The 15,049-nt window shown below is 45.4% G+C and carries 16 protein-coding genes and 1 other annotated feature; all 16 genes read right to left on the bottom strand.

The window, feature by feature from the left end; genetic code table 11:
* Positions 1 to 109: 109 nt before the first annotated feature.
* Positions 110 to 232: a hypothetical protein gene (locus AOQ29_RS08350; RefSeq protein WP_275936573.1), complete on the bottom strand. Its 123-nt coding sequence runs from the start codon at positions 230 to 232 to the stop codon at positions 110 to 112.
* Positions 233 to 307: 75 nt separating this feature from the next.
* Positions 308 to 448 (bottom strand): hypothetical protein, encoded by a 141-nt coding sequence (locus AOQ29_RS07670; protein WP_158530739.1) that lies wholly within the window; start codon positions 446 to 448, stop codon positions 308 to 310.
* A 2-nt stretch (positions 449 to 450) separates the two neighbouring features.
* Entirely contained in the window at positions 451 to 645 is a 195-nt protein-coding gene (locus AOQ29_RS02710) for a hypothetical protein (protein WP_061993010.1), read from the bottom strand.
* Between the two features lie 235 nt (positions 646 to 880).
* Positions 881 to 2,266: an amino acid permease gene (locus AOQ29_RS02705; protein WP_061993009.1), complete on the bottom strand. Its 1,386-nt coding sequence runs from the start codon at positions 2,264 to 2,266 to the stop codon at positions 881 to 883.
* Between the two features lie 59 nt (positions 2,267 to 2,325).
* Positions 2,326 to 2,549: a binding site (T-box leader), on the bottom strand.
* A gap of 186 nt (positions 2,550 to 2,735) precedes the next feature.
* A complete protein-coding gene (locus AOQ29_RS02700) occupies positions 2,736 to 3,758 on the bottom strand; it encodes a HoxN/HupN/NixA family nickel/cobalt transporter (RefSeq protein ID WP_061993008.1) in 1,023 nt (340 codons plus the stop codon).
* Positions 3,759 to 3,845: 87 nt separating this feature from the next.
* Entirely contained in the window at positions 3,846 to 4,634 is a 789-nt protein-coding gene (locus tag AOQ29_RS02695) for an L-threonylcarbamoyladenylate synthase (RefSeq protein ID WP_061993007.1), read from the bottom strand.
* A gap of 54 nt (positions 4,635 to 4,688) precedes the next feature.
* Entirely contained in the window at positions 4,689 to 5,975 is a 1,287-nt protein-coding gene (locus tag AOQ29_RS02690; RefSeq protein WP_061993006.1) for an MFS transporter, read from the bottom strand.
* A gap of 8 nt (positions 5,976 to 5,983) precedes the next feature.
* Complete coding sequence (gene leuD, locus AOQ29_RS02685) at positions 5,984 to 6,568, bottom strand: 3-isopropylmalate dehydratase small subunit (protein ID WP_061993005.1); 585 nt, start codon at positions 6,566 to 6,568, stop codon at positions 5,984 to 5,986.
* 13 nt (positions 6,569 to 6,581) lie between these two features.
* On the bottom strand, positions 6,582 to 7,949 hold the full coding sequence (gene leuC, locus AOQ29_RS02680) for a 3-isopropylmalate dehydratase large subunit (protein ID WP_061993004.1): 1,368 nt from the start codon (positions 7,947 to 7,949) through the stop codon (positions 6,582 to 6,584).
* Positions 7,907 to 9,007 carry a 3-isopropylmalate dehydrogenase gene (gene leuB / locus AOQ29_RS02675; protein ID WP_061993003.1) on the bottom strand — a complete coding sequence of 367 codons (1,101 nt, stop codon included), beginning with the start codon at positions 9,005 to 9,007 and terminating at the stop codon, positions 7,907 to 7,909. The genes leuC and leuB overlap by 43 nt, the downstream gene beginning before the upstream one ends.
* The gene (locus tag AOQ29_RS02670; RefSeq protein ID WP_061993002.1) at positions 9,007 to 10,176 is read right to left on the bottom strand and encodes a 2-isopropylmalate synthase; all 1,170 of its coding nucleotides are present in this window, start codon (positions 10,174 to 10,176) and stop codon (positions 9,007 to 9,009) included. The genes leuB and AOQ29_RS02670 overlap by 1 nt, the downstream gene beginning before the upstream one ends.
* 292 nt (positions 10,177 to 10,468) lie before the next feature.
* Entirely contained in the window at positions 10,469 to 10,783 is a 315-nt protein-coding gene (locus tag AOQ29_RS02665) for a metal-sulfur cluster assembly factor (protein WP_242977381.1), read from the bottom strand.
* Positions 10,780 to 12,210, bottom strand: coding sequence for a Fe-S cluster assembly protein SufB (gene sufB, locus AOQ29_RS02660; protein WP_061993001.1), 1,431 nt, complete (start codon positions 12,208 to 12,210; stop codon positions 10,780 to 10,782). The genes AOQ29_RS02665 and sufB overlap by 4 nt, the downstream gene beginning before the upstream one ends.
* A complete protein-coding gene (sufU, locus tag AOQ29_RS02655) occupies positions 12,211 to 12,654 on the bottom strand; it encodes a Fe-S cluster assembly sulfur transfer protein SufU (RefSeq protein WP_061993000.1) in 444 nt (147 codons plus the stop codon). It abuts the gene before it with no gap.
* Positions 12,647 to 13,867, bottom strand: coding sequence for a cysteine desulfurase (locus tag AOQ29_RS02650; RefSeq protein ID WP_061992999.1), 1,221 nt, complete (start codon positions 13,865 to 13,867; stop codon positions 12,647 to 12,649). Before AOQ29_RS02650 ends, sufU begins: the two co-directional genes overlap by 8 nt.
* Positions 13,848 to 15,041, bottom strand: coding sequence for a Fe-S cluster assembly protein SufD (gene sufD, locus AOQ29_RS02645; RefSeq protein ID WP_061992998.1), 1,194 nt, complete (start codon positions 15,039 to 15,041; stop codon positions 13,848 to 13,850). The genes AOQ29_RS02650 and sufD overlap by 20 nt, the downstream gene beginning before the upstream one ends.
* Positions 15,042 to 15,049: the final 8 nt, after the last annotated feature.

The following is a 15,049-nucleotide window of genomic DNA, read 5'->3' as shown; positions in this document are numbered from 1 at the left end:
GGCCTTTTCATACGCAGAGATTAACTCTACTTTTCTTCTATATAATATTACTTAACTCATACATATTAAATTGTAGCCACACGATGAGCCCCAGCTCACCATGCTTTCATTAAAACAGCAAGGCTGTATAACCAACCAGGCAAACTTCAACAAGAACATCAAGGGCGATGGACCAAGTCCGGTCGTTTGCCATGTCTTGATTGTGACTAGTGTGCATTGGTTGCTTTGACATTTTCAACTTCCCCTTTTCGAAATACTTGTTTGTAAGATAAAAGGATCCCATTACTACAAGCTGGGGTCTTTTTGGCTACTTTTCTTGGTCAGCCTTTTCCCGGCTTTCATGTGAAGACTTTTCAAATTCGGATTGCTTGGCTAGACGTTCTTCTTCGCGCTTGGCATCCTCAACTTCGCGGGCATCTGCGGCTTCAAATTCATGCTTCTTCTCCATGATTATTCCCCCTCAAATTCCTTTTTCTCGGCTTCGAAATCTTCATTTTCATGACGAGCTTCCTTATGTTCGGCATGCTCTAGGCCGTCTTCTCTTTTATCTTCGTGGGCTTCAGCAGCATGGTCTTGCGCCTGCTTATCCTTGGCCTTTTCGAATGATTCTCGGTTCTCTTCTGATCCATCACGTAAAGTTGACATAAGCATTACCCCTTTTTCTATATTTATTACCTTCATTCTAGCACTGCAATTTGATAATTCAATGGATTTGTCAGGAAATATTACAAATAAATCATAAACTGTAACAATTCTCAACTTTAAAAGGACAAGTCTGTCCTTCAAAAACTGTTCCAAGCAAAAAGCCCGTCCCGGTACTAATGCACCAAGACGAGCTTGCCACCAAACTGAGTTATCTCAGCTGATTAATTTTAATGCTTTATTTTTCAACTTGCTTACCACGATGGGTCCAGAAGTAGAAGGCAGCCATGAAGGCTAGGAAGCCAAAGCCGATGGCCAATGGCACCCGCGTATCTGGGTTAATCACCATGAAGACCAAAGTCATGATTAAGAAGAGAATTGCGAAGTAGTTTGACCATGGTGACAAGGCCAACTTGAAGGGGTGGCCCTTCATCAAGTCAGGGTTTTCACGACGGAACTTAATTTGTGAAATCAAAATCACGAACCATGGCACCATTCCTGGCAACGTCGAGGCCGAGTAAACCAAGACGAAGATGTTGGCTGAGCCCTTCCAGAACAATGGCAAGACCCCGTTGATGATGATTCCAACTAAGATTCCCAATGACATTGCCATAACGGAAACGTCGGGAACGCGGTTCTTTGAAAGCTTCAAGAAGACCGGTGGCAATTCCTTTTGTTGGGCCAACGTGTACAACATCCGTGATGATGAGAACAAACCTGAGTTCAAGGCTGAAGTAGCGGCTGTCAACATCACGAAGTTGATGATTCCAGCGGCGGCCGTAATCCCAACCTTAGCAAAGGTTTCAACGAATGGTGACCCAACTGTGTCCAAGTGGTTCCATGGGTAAATCGTGATAATCACGAAGATGGCGCCGACGTAGAAAATCAAAATTCGAGCCACGATTGATTTGATTGATTTAACAATTGCTTCTTGTGGGTTTTCGGCTTCACCGGCAGTGATTCCGATAATTTCAATGGCTTGGTATGATGTCACGACAATTGACAAGGCAAACATGAAGCCCTTAATTCCGTGAGCAAAGAATGGTCCGTGCGCCCAAAGGTTTGAGAAACCAATGGCATGACCGTGGTTACCAAAGCCAAAGAGAATCATCAGCAAGCCCAAGATAATCATAAAGACAATCGTCAAGACCTTGACCAATGAGAACCAGGCTTCCAACCGACCATAGGCCTTAACCGTCACCAAGTTAGTCAACGTCAACAAGATCAAAACGATGACCCCAGTGACCCAGGTTGGAACACCCGGCCACCAGTAATGCATATAGTCACCAACGGCAATCGTTTCCGAAATTCCAACGGTTAACCACTGGAAGACATTGGCCCAGACGGTAAGGTACCCGGCAACTGGGTGAATATATTCTGTGGCGTAGTTGGCAAATGAACCGACGATGGGCTTGACGTAAAGCATTTCACCCAGGGCGCGCATCACAATGTACAAAACCAAACCAGCTAAGATATAGGCTAACAAGACCGAAGTTCCGGTCCACTTGATAGTTGAGGCTGAACCCATGAAGAGTCCAACACCAATTGTTCCACCAAGGGCGATCATTTCCATCTGAAACGATGAAAGCGACCGCTTTAATTCTTTTCCATTTCCATTTTCCATCTTACTTCTCCTCTGACGCAGGTTGATGCCAAGAAAAAAAGCGTCCCTAGACTTATATATCTAGGGACGCTAATTGCGTGGTACCACCCGTGTTTTGCTCAAGCAAAAAGACTCGAACAACACTCTTTATCCTTGATAACGGTTGGGAACCGGGCTTCATTTCACGCATTACTCAAAGGCCACAACTGAGGGAGTTTTCATTGTCTGGGGTCACCACTTTCACCAACCGTGATGTCTCTTGTTACGCCCGAAAACAATTACTCGTCCTCATGAATTACTAATTAGTTTAAGGCGTTCTTTTCAAAATTGCAAGAACTTTTTATTTTCAATTAATTTTATGACTCTCTTGAATTTCAAAAATCGCAGGGTTATCAGCCTTTCTCAATCATAAAAATCCAATCAAAAAGGTCTCAACTTTTACGGTTGGGACCTAAATTGAAAACTAAACTGGAAGTTAACTCAGCAGCAATTACTCGATTTTCCCTTCGCGGTCATACTGGCCCAAATTCATCAAACGCCAGATTAGCAAAGCACCTGCCCAAGCTAGGACAAAGACAACAACTAAGATAATACCCAATTCGTTAAAGTCCAGGCTAGCAGCCCACTGGCTAAGTGGATTATGCCAATCAAAGGTAGCAGTTAATGATTGAACTAAGTCCACAAAACCAATGAAGCCGGCCGCGATAATTGAAATACTGGTCAAAATCAAATTGAAGTACACCTTACGGTAAGACGTTGAAATGATCCAGTTATAGGTACTTGACATGAAGAACCCATCTAAGGTATCCATCAGACACATACCGGCCGTAAAGAACAGCGGTACAGACAAAATTGAATACCATGGAACACCGGCAGAGGTTGCTGTGGCAGAAGTTGCCAAAACGGCTACCTGGGTTGCCGTATCAAAGCCCAAACCAAACAAGAAGCCGACAATGGCAACTTGCCAGTTGTGGTTAATGAGGTTCAAAAGCTTCATGAAAATTCGGTAAATTTTTGATTCTGCGGCCAATTGTTTGTCGTCGGGATCAATAGTTTGCTGGCGCATCTTCCGGAAGTTTTTCCAAATCCCCGTCAAAATATAAGTATTAAAGAAGGCCAACATCAAAAGCATCACTGCGGCAATCATCGTTCCAAAAATCCCACCAACAGATTCAAAAACCGGCATTGAATGGTCGGCCCATTCAACAAACAAGACAGTCATAATTGTCAAAATCAAAACCACCAAAGAGTGACCAAACGAGAAGGAAAACCCAACTCCGCGAGTATTTTTGCCATCATTAAGCATCTTACGGGTCATGTTATCAATGGCCGCAATGTGGTCCACGTCAAAGGCGTGCCGCAAGCCAAAGGTAAATGAAATTCCAGCCATCCCCAACAATTGTGGGTACTGGCGGATTCCAGTACTCAAAAATACTGTTCCCATAGCCAAAATCAAAATAATAAAGGCGCCATACCGGGTGATATCAAATTTCCAACTGTGACCGTCTGTCATGAATTTTCGTCTCCTATAATTTCAAATCTTACTTAGTACATTGTCAACATCTGCTTGGACAACTTCATCATCGTTAACCTGTTCATTTTAGTAGTAAAAGCCGTGGCGGTAATCCCAGCTCACAAAGATATCAGACATAATCGCCATAATCTTATCCACATCCAAACCCTTGCGAATAACAATTGGTGCTGGTTGAATACCAACTGTACCGTTTTGTTCAGGAATCAAGTTTCCTTGGTCATCCACCATTGAAACCATCACACCTTGTTCGTAGCGTGTTTCAATATTTTTATCGGGTTGAATTGAAGCCACATAGTCATCAGCTTCAACAATCAAATCAGTCGCTTCCTCGATTTGCTCACCAATCCCAGTTACCAAACCACGGTTTCCTTGGCCAGATGGGTTGGCAGAACTAGCAAAACAGAACTTGCCTTCCTTTTCCCACAATTCCTTAGCAATATTTTCGCTTGGCTTGCCAAACTTAATCACGAAACAGCTGGTATCCCGACGGTCCATCATTAATTCCTGGCTACCGTCATCTGGCAACATTTCCTTACCACTATCTTTCCATGGCAAGATGCAGCCCAACAAGATATCTTCATCCCAATGGCGTTGGTACATTGCTTCGATTTCAGGATTCATTTTAGCCAAAGCCTTTAGCTCTTCCATTGACCCACACAAGACAACCCCTGGTTTGTTACGACGACGGTTCTTAGCGGCAAACTTCCGTTCCAAACCAGCTTTGTCAGAAGTCATAATGATATAGCCAACTTTGGTAGGACTAACAATCATCCCCCCCTGGCCCTCTAAAATTTCAATCGCTTCAGGTTGGACGCCCTTATTCCATTGCACTGTCTTTGTTACTGTTTCAATCATTTATTTCTCTCCTCTGTTTAACTACTAAGTTCAATGATCCGCTTAACGACTAAATTAACGAATCGTACGCTTCTTTGTTTCTGGTCCAAAGATCCAGACGACGATGGCCGCAATTACGGCAACACTGGCCATAAATTCAAAGATAATAATACTGCTCATTCGTGCTAAGGCCCAAGCTGCGATGTAGGGAGTCAAGACCGTTAACATCTTGGCGACCCCATTGGCAATCCCGGCTCCGCGGAAGCGGAATGATGTTGGGAATAGCTCAGGCACATAAACACTAACAATTGATGCCATCAAAACATAAATACTGGTAACTAAGATAAAGCCGACAATCAAGATTGGCTTAACTGACCGCTGCTGGGCGTAAATCAAACCGACAATGGCTGCAAAGATAAAGGTTGAAACAATGACTTTTTTCCTTCCCAACTGGTCGACCAGCGTTGCTCCAATCATCGCTCCCAATGGCGCCCCGGCCATCATCACGGCTGAAAATGTTAATGAATGGGCAACTTCAATTCCTTGCTTCACCAACAAAGTTGGCATCCATGAGGTAAAGGTATATTGCACTAAGTTAATGGCACTAACGGCAAAGATTGCAACAAGCAGCCCAGTTCCAATCTTGGTTTGGTGAACGGGTTGTGGCGTTTGATCTTCTTCAGTGTAGTCGTGGCAATCGCCTTCCATTTGATTAATAATTTCTTCCGCTTCCTCGTACCGGCCTTGATCAATCAACCACCGCGGTGATTCGGGGAAATTGCGGCGGATAAACCAAAGCACCATGGCTGCTCCACCAACAATCATGAACATTGCTCGCCAACTATAGCGAGGAATCACAAAGGCAGACATCATTAAGGTTAGTGGTGCTGCTGTGTTGGCAATCACAGAAACACTCGCTGACCACTTCCCACGACTTTTAACCGGAGCAAATTCATTAATCATGGCAAAACCAGTCACAATTTCAGCTCCCAAGCCAATTGCGGCGATGAATCGTAAGACAATCAATGCCCAAATATTTGGAGCAAACCCACCAAAGACCGTAAATGCTCCGAAAATCAACAAGTTAATTTGATAAGAAGCCCGTCGACCAAAATGGTCACCAATGTAACCAGCCAACAACGAGCCAAGAAAGAGTCCTAAAAATCCGGCTGAAAGAAACATTGAACCCTGACTCAAAGTCGCAAAATGATTCTGAATCAAGACTGAGTTAACGGCACTCACTAAGTACACGTCGGCCCCATCCAAAATCATTCCTGCTGCTACCATGGCAAAGACCTTGTAAAACAAGGGGGTTGCCACCGTTCTGTTCATTCGATTTTGTAAAGCATTCACTTGATCCATTGCCACTCCTATCCAAAGCTTGGTCGCTTTTGTTCAAACGCAGTGATTTGCTTCTCAAATTTAAGCGTGTGATCAATATCATCTTCACCCTTGATAAACTTTTCTTTCCATTGAGGATTGATATCAAAATGGAAGACATGGTCACCATAAGTCACTGTTTGTTCTGGCAGGTCAACACTAACTTTTTCGTCAGCTTGGGCTTGTCGTAAAATCTTTCGTTCATCTTCTCCTAACACAATTGGCAAGAGGCCGTTTTTAGTCGCATTCATGTAAAAAATATCTGAAAAGCCCCCGGCAATGACAACTTGAAAGCCATAGTCTTTCAAGGACCAGACTGCATGTTCCCGGGATGATCCACTTCCAAACCCGGTTCCGGTGATCAAGATTGAAGCACCGGCATGTTCGGGCTTATTTAAAATAAAGTCCGGGTTCGGCTGACCATCAGCTAAGTACCGCCAATCAAAGAACAAGTACTTACCAAAACCAGTTTTCAAAATATTTTTTAGAAATTGTTTGGGCAAGATAATATCGGTATTGATATCGTTGTCCGGAATAATAACTGTTGTTCCTACTTCTCGAATAAAGGCATCCATCTCTTCTCTCCCCCTACATCGCTGTCACATCAACAAAGTGACCGGCAATTCCTGCCGCTGCCACCATTGCTGGTGAAGCCAGGTGTGTTCGTGACCCGGCCCCCTGCCGACCAACAAAGTTACGGTTGGAAGTTGAGGCAGCGTGCTTCCCTGCTGGAATCTTATCCGGGTTCATAGCTAGACAGGCTGAGCACCCTGGTTCGCGCCATTCGCAACCAGCATCCTCAAAGACTTTGGCAATTCCGCTCGCCATCGCCCGGTTCCGAATTTCACGGCTACCGGGAACAATCCAGGCAGTAATGTTTGGTGCCAAATGTTTGCCCTTCATCATCGCGGCTGCTTCCACTAGGTCCTCGTAACGGGAATTGGTACACGAACCAATGAAGAGGTAATCCAAGGGAATATCTTCTGCCTTCGTCCCAGGTGTCAAACCAATATAGTCGTAAGCTGCCTGGTCATTTTTATCTTGAATGGCTGGTGTTTTCTGATCAACTGCCATCGCCATCCCAGGATTGGTTCCCCAGGTAATCATTGGCTTCAAGTCAGTCACATCAAATTCAATTCGCTCATCGAAGTCGGCTTCGTCATCGGTATAGAATTGTGACCAATACTCTTCGGCGGCTGCCATATCCTTGGGAGCCATTTCACGGCCAGCAACGTAGTCGTAAGTCGTTTGGTCTGGCTTAACCATGCCAGTTTTAGAACCCGCTTCGATACACATATTGCACATTGTCATTCGGGCTTCCATTGACAATTGTTCAATCGTCTCACCGTAGAATTCGATGGCGTAACCAGTCCCAAAGGAAACCCCATACTTGGCAATAATGGCCATGATGATATCTTTTGAATAGGTGTTCTTTGGTAATTTCCCCGTTATTTTAATGCCCATCGTCTTCGGCTTAACCTGCCAAATCGTCTGGGTCGCCATCACGTGTTCAACTTCCGAAGTTCCAATTCCAAAGGCAATTGCTCCGAAGGCCCCATGGGTCGCCGTGTGGGAATCACCACAGACAATCACTTTCGCGGGTTGGGTTGCCCCTCGCTCGGGACCAACAACGTGAACAATTCCTTGTTTGTCATCCCCGACGGAAGCCAATGGCAAATCAAAGTCCCGGCAGTTCTTTTCCAGTGCATCCATCTGCAGCCGTGACATCTGGTCCTTAACATTGTAGATATCCTTGGTCGGCACGTTGTGGTCCATCGTTGCAATTGTTAAGTCCGGCCGACGAAGTTTCCGGTGGGCTTCACGCAAACCCTCGAAGGGTTGTGGTGATGTTACTTCGTGAATTAAGTGGAGATCAACATACAAGAGTTGTGGCTCTCCAATCTCACCTGTAATTACATGTGTGTTCCAGACTTTATCAAAGAGCGTTGTTCCCATTGTGCTGTTCCCCCATTTATAAATTCGATAATTTTATCCGTCACGGCTGCGGTTCCAAATTCACCACCCATATCGGCGGTGACGACCTGATCTTCAATCACTTGATTGACTGCGGTAATAATTGCTTGAGCCATGTCTGATCGATCAAAGCTTTGGTCTAACATCATGGCGACCGTCTTGATCATCGAAATTGGGTTAGCAATTCCCTGACCAGCAATATCAGGTGCAGAACCGTGAATTGGTTCGTAAAGGTTTACCCCGGCACTTCCCGCGGAAACCGATGGAATTTGGCCAATTGAACCAGTAATTTCAGCGGCTTCATCACTTAAAATGTCACCGAAAAGGTTGGGCGTAATGACAACATCGAACTGTTTTGGGTCAGCAATAATGGCCATTGCCATTGCATCAACATAGCGGTAATCAACCGTTACAGTTGGATAGGATTGTGCTACTTCTTCGGCAATTTGTCGCCATAATTTTGAAGTGGCCAAGACGTTTGATTTGTCAACGATGGTGACGTGGTTACTTCGTTTAACTGCCATATCGAAACCAATTTTCATAATTCGTTCAATTTCAGCCCGGCTGTAGAAAATAGTATCGATGGCTTTGTCATCAGCCAATGACCGTGGTTCCCCGAAATAGGCTCCAGAGGTCAACTCGCGAACAATCACGAAGTCTGTGCCTTGGACCCGGTCGGCTTTTAAAGGTGACCGGTCAATTTGAATATCTTCGACTGTCGTGGGTCGAATGTTAGCAAACAAGCCAAGAGCAGAACGGATTTCTAGCAGACCTTTTTCTGGACGCCTAGGGCAGTCATCCCATTTAGGGCCACCAATTGCACTGAGCAAAATGGCATCGGCCGCCTTAGCAGCAATAACAGTTTGTTCTGGCAATGGGTCACCAGCTTCGTCAATGCCGGCCCCACCGAAGGGTTGGTAGTCAAGTTCATACTTGAAATCAAATTTGTTACTAGCTGCTTCCAAGACCTTTAAACCGGCCGTCATAATTTCTGGCCCGATTCCGTCACCTGGGAGCACAACAATTTTTTTCTTCTCCATTAACCCTGAGCCACCTTTTCTTTAATTACCATATCGGCAACTGCTTCCATTTGTTTGTCGCTAACAACGCTCGTTCCTTCTGCTACCCTCTTAAAGGCCTTAAAGATGGCTGGCATCTCAGCAGAGTGAACTTCATAACCCAAATCAACCAACTTGTCGTGAACGGCATGTGAGCCAGACAACTTACCAAGTGGCAAGGATACGTGGGCTCCAACCATTTCAGGAGCGATAATTTGGTAGGTATTTGGATTTTTCAAGTAGCCATCTTGGTGGATACCTGATTCGTGGGCAAAGGCGTTGCGGCCGGTAATTGGCTTATTGGCAGCTGTGGCAACCTTTGACAGGCGGGCAACCAGGTTGGAAATTTTCTTTGATTGTTTCAAATCAATGGTAGTAGGTCGGGCAATCTTATCATGACGAACGTAGATTGCTACGGCCGCTTCGATCAAATCAACATTACCAGCTCGTTCGCCGATGCCGTTAATCGTTCCTTGAATTTCATTGGCACCGTGTTCGATACCGGCCAAAGCGTTAGCGTTGGCCATACCCAAGTCGTTATGAGTATGGGTTGACCAAGAAATTTGATCAAATTGAGGAATTCCCTGGCGTAAATCATCAAAGATTTGGCCGAATTCTTCGGGGGTTGTGTAACCAACGGTGTCGGGAATATTGATGGTCGTTGCACCGGCATCGATGGCCGTTTGCACACTTTCAATCAAGAAGTCCGTTTCCGTTCGAGTTGCATCTTCAGGTGAGAAAATGATGTCATCAACGTATTGTTTAGTGTAAGCCACATCGGCAGCAATCTTGTCCAAGACCTCTTCCTTTGTCATCTTCAACTTGCTTTCCCGATGAATCGGTGAAGTGGCAATAAAGACGTGGACGGCTTGGTGTGCTGCTTCCTTCGTCGATTCGACCGCGGCATCGATATCCTTGCGGACCATTCGTGCCAAGCCGACGACTGTGGCTTTTTTAATTTGGCGGCTAATTGCTTGAACAGCTGCAAAGTCTTTTTCAGAAGCGGCTGGGAAACCGGCTTCAATCGCATCAATCCCATAATCTTCCAAGGCTTGAGCAATTTGAACTTTTTCAGCAACCGAGAAGTTCGCACCGATTGTTTGTTCACCATCACGTAATGTTGTGTCGTACATTCTAATCTTATTTTTCATAATCTCTCCTTTTATGTGAATAAAAAAGCGGACTAATCAAAATGACTAGTCCGCAAGGAAAAGATTATGTTTCTGCGGCCAGCCATTAAGATCTCCCCTAATGGCCAGCGTCAAAAACTCGGCCAGTTAGGGGTTCCCCAACAAGCCAAGAAGATTTGCGTTTTGCATTGTAATAATCATCACTACGCTGTACTTCATCATAATCTTTCTCCTTCATGAATATTTGTTGTGATAATCATAATACTATGCTCATTTTTTGTCAATGTTTTTTACATTATTTTTTAATTGTTTTCTAACTTAGACCTAAAAAGGCTTTGGCGTATGGTGTCATCCTTTCGATTGACCAAGCTGGGTCCCAGGTATAAGTAATCTGGACAGAATGGACTCCTTCAACTATTTTCAAAGCATCCTCAACCATTTCTTCCAGCTGGCCCATAATCGGACAACCAATCACGGTTAATGTCATGTCAATGACTACCTGCCCCTGGTCGTCCAGGTCAACAGAGTTAATAAAGCCCAAATTAACAATATCAATCCGAAAGTCCGGGTCAATCACGGTGGCCAAGGTGGCCATTATTTCTTCTTTTTTTTCGTTACTAATAGTCATCCGACTGATCCACTCATTTCAAATTTCATCAAACGGTTCAATTCGACCGCATATTCCATTGGCAATTCCTTAGTAAAAGGTTCCACAAATCCCATCACTATCATTTCGGTGGCTTTCTCAGCCGAAATCCCTCGACTCATTAAATAGTACAGCTGCGATTCCGAAACTTTGGAAACCTTGGCTTCGTGTTCCATTGAAACGTTACCATTCAAAACAGTGTTGTATGGTATCGTATCCGCTGACGATTGGTCGTCGACCAAAATTGTGTCACACTCAACGTGGGCAAAGGACCCCGCTGAATTGCGACCAAACTTGACAGTTCCCCGATAATCGGTTGACCCACCATCATGGGCAATCGACTTAGAAACAATCGATGAGGACGTGTTTGGTGCGTTATGAATCATCTTGGCTCCGGAGTCCAAATTAACCCCTGCCCCGGCCACAGCAATCGATAGCATGGTTCCCCGTGCTCCCTCACCGTTCAAATAAACAGAAGGATACTTCATCGTCGTTTTCGACCCAAAGTTTCCATCAACCCATTCCATCGTGGCGTTTTCATACGCCGCTGATCGCTTGGTTTCCAATGAGTAAACGTTATTCGACCAGTTTTGAATGGTCGTGTACCGACAGTAGCCATCTTTTTTGATGATGACTTCCACAACAGCAGCATGGAGCGAATCGTTAGAATAGGTCGGTGCCGAACATCCTTCAACGTAGTCAACATGGGCCCCTTCATCAACGATAATCAATGTTCGTTCGAACTGGCCTTCATTTTCCGTGTTAATCCGGAAGTAGGACTGAATTGGTGTCGTGACATGGACTCCCTTAGGAACGTAGATAAAGGTTCCACCGGACCAGACTGCGGCATTTAAAGCCGCTAATTTGTTATTGGTTGGCTTAACCAAAGAACCAAAGTATTCCTTGACCAATTCTGGGTATTCCTGAACGGCTGTATCGGTGTCAGTAAAGACAATCCCAGTCTTTTCAAATTCTTCTTTCATCCGGTGGTAAACCACTTCGGACTCATATTGGGCTGATGAACCTGCCAGCCACTTTCGTTCCGCCTCAGGCACACCAAGACGTTCGAATGTATCCTTTAATTCTTGGGGAACATCATCCCAGTCCCGATACTTACCGTCAGTGGGCTTATTATAGTAATAAATTTCATCAAAATTTAAGTCACTTAAATCTGGACCCCAATCATGCATTGGCATTTCCAAATAGGCTTGGTAGGCCTGGAGGCGGTATTCCAGCATCCATTCGGGTTCATTTTTCTTAGCAGAAATCTTGCGAACAACATCTTCGCTTAATCCCTGACCCGTTGTGTAAACCGCTTGATAGTCATCGTGAAAACCATGGGCATATTCTTCATCAGCACCAATGGCTGCCCGAGTATTAGCCAGGGCTTCGTGTCGATCAATTTCCATCTATTGTTCCTCCTCAACTTGGTTAATGACGGCTAAGGTGGCATGACTGGCTAAAGTCGCACACTTCATCCGAGTGGGAAACTTACGGACTCCCTGCATCAAAGCCAGCTCACCAAGAGCTGGGTCTGCTTCTTCATCAGTCACCAGCATCGCCGAAAATTTTTCTAAGAGCTCTTTGGCGCCAGCTAAAGTTTCACCCCTTAACAAGTCCGTTAGCATTGAAGCAGCAGCCATTGAGATTGCACAACCGTTCCCATCAAAGCTGATATCTTCAATCGTATCTGCGACCACTTGGGCCTTAATTTGAATGATATCGCCACAGGACGGATTATACTTTTCAACCTGAACAGCATCAGCTGGTAAGGGCTTTTGATAGTTGTGGGGATTTTTGGCATAGTCGATCAGGACTTGCCTGTATAAATTGTCTAAGTTGGCATTAGTCATTGGCAAAGTACTCCCTAACTTGATGCAAACCGGCACACAATCGGTCAATATCGGCGGAATTGTTATACACGCCCAAAGACACTCGCACAGTGGCTGGTAAGCCCAAGTAGGCCATTAGTGGCTGAGCACAATGATGGCCTGCTCGGACCTCGACCCCTTCTTGGTCTAAAATCGTGGCGACATCATGGGGGTGGACACCTGCCAAATTAAAGGCCGCAACCCCATACCGGTCATGGCCATTTTGTGGACCATAGAGGGTCAGGCCAGGAATGGCTAGTAACTTAGTTACTGTTTCTTCCATGAGATCTGTCTCATAATCGCTGACCTGGGCTAAGCCAAGTTCTTGCATATAGTCTAGGGCAGCACCCAGGCCAATCGCACCAGCGATGTTGGGCGTCCCAGCCTCGAACTTCCAGGGAGCTGGTTGAAAAGTCGAGCTTTCCAACCCGACCTTTTCAATCATTTCCCCACCGTACTGGGCCGGTTCCATCGCTTCAAGCAATTCAGTCCGACCATACAAGACCCCAATTCCCGTTGGTCCGTAAACCTTGTGGCCAGAAAAAGCATAAAAATCAACATCCAGGTCTTGCACATCCACAGGCAGGTGGGCCACGGCCTGGGCTCCGTCAACAATTACCCTTGCACCAACTTCATGAGCCATCGCCACCATTTTTTTAACTGGGGCTAAGGTTCCTAAAACATTGGAAACGTGGGCAAAACTGACGATTTTCGTCTTGGTTGTCAACTGGTCAGCAAAGTCTACCAGGTCAACTTGTCCGTCTTCGGTCAAACCAACATATTTCAACTTAGCGCCGGTCTTTTGAGCCAGCACTTGCCAAGGAACAATGTTGGAATGGTGTTCCAGGTAGGTTAGTAAAATTTCATCCCCCGCCTCAACCTGGCCTGGGCCAAAACTCTGGGCCAACCAGTTCAGCGATTCAGTTGTCGACCGAGTAAAGACGATATTTCTAGCACTAGGCGCATTAAGAAAGTGACCTACCTTGGTCCGCGCGTCTTCATAAGCCTGAGTGGCTTGTTCTGACAAGGTGTAAACTCCACGATGGACGTTGGCATTATCTTTCAGATAGTAGTTTTGGATTGCTGCTAAAACTTGGTTGGGCTTTTGGCTCGTTGCCGCCGTATCCAGGTAAGTCAATGGCTGGTTATTAATTGTTTTCTTTAAGATTTCAAAATCAGAGCGAACGGTTTTCATAAGCCAGCTTTCTTTCAATCGCGGCGATGACTCGGTTTTGCAGGTCAACATCTGGCAACTTCGCCAGGACTTCACCAACAAAACCACGGACCACCAAACGACGGGCAACATGTTCAGGAAGACCACGACTCATCAAATAGTACAGCTGTTGTTCATCGACTTGTCCGACCGAAGCGGCGTGACCAGCCGTGACATCACTTTCATCAATTAGTAGGAGCGGGTTGGCTTCACCTCGTCCTCGTTCTGATAGCATCAAAACACGGGATTCTTGTTGGGCATCTGACCCCTTGGCACCCTTAATAATTGTGCCCCGTCCGTTAAAGACCAAGCTTGATGAGTTGAGAATGACCCCACGTTGGTAAATATGACCAATCGTATGGCGGCCGATATTTTGGACCTCGGTATTAAAACCCTGGACCTGCTTTTGATTGGTAAAGGCAGCCACCTTAACAGCACTAGCTGCCCCCTCGCCGATTAACCGGCTAGAAACCTGACTGACAATGTTGCCATCGCTAAAGGCGGCGTTAATCCAGTCAACCTTGGCTTGGTTTTTCACCACTGCTTGGCGGTTAATAAAGGCGTTCGTTCGTGCTGACAAATCATCAAAGTTAGCGAAAGTTAATTTAGATTGGGATTCAGCCATGACTTCAACAACAATGGTGGCCTTACTGGCCGTTTCACCAACCGTATGAGTTTCCAACAAAACTTCTGCTGAACTATTGGCACCCATATAAACCAAGACCCGGGCAGACAAATCACCAGCTTCAACTAGGTGGTTGAGGTAGAGATGGATTTTTGGCTCAACTTTGATTTTGCTTGGAATATAGACAAAAATTCCCGTTGTATGGTCCAATTCATTGGCCGCTGTCAATCGATCTTGGTCAGCAGTAGCAACCTTGCCCTGCACCAAATCAACCATTTCTGGATAACGAAGTTTGGCATCTTTAATGGGCATCACTAAGACGCCAGCTTTTTTCATTTCATTTGTCAAATAAAGGTATGTTGCGCTTTGTCCGACAACTTCAAGACCAACTTCTTCGCCTTGAGCATAGTAGGTTTGATCACTTTGTCCTTGGCCCGGTTGAATTTCATCAAGCCCCCAGTGGTCATAGCGGACCTTATCAAAGACCGGAAGTTCTAAGGCTTGGTCGGCTTTTTCTGCGTATTTAATCATTCAAAGCC

Source organism: Fructobacillus ficulneus (assembly GCF_001047075.2).
Classification (GTDB): Bacteria; Bacillota; Bacilli; order Lactobacillales; family Lactobacillaceae; genus Fructobacillus; species Fructobacillus ficulneus.
This window is presented reverse-complemented; position numbering and strand designations above follow the sequence as displayed.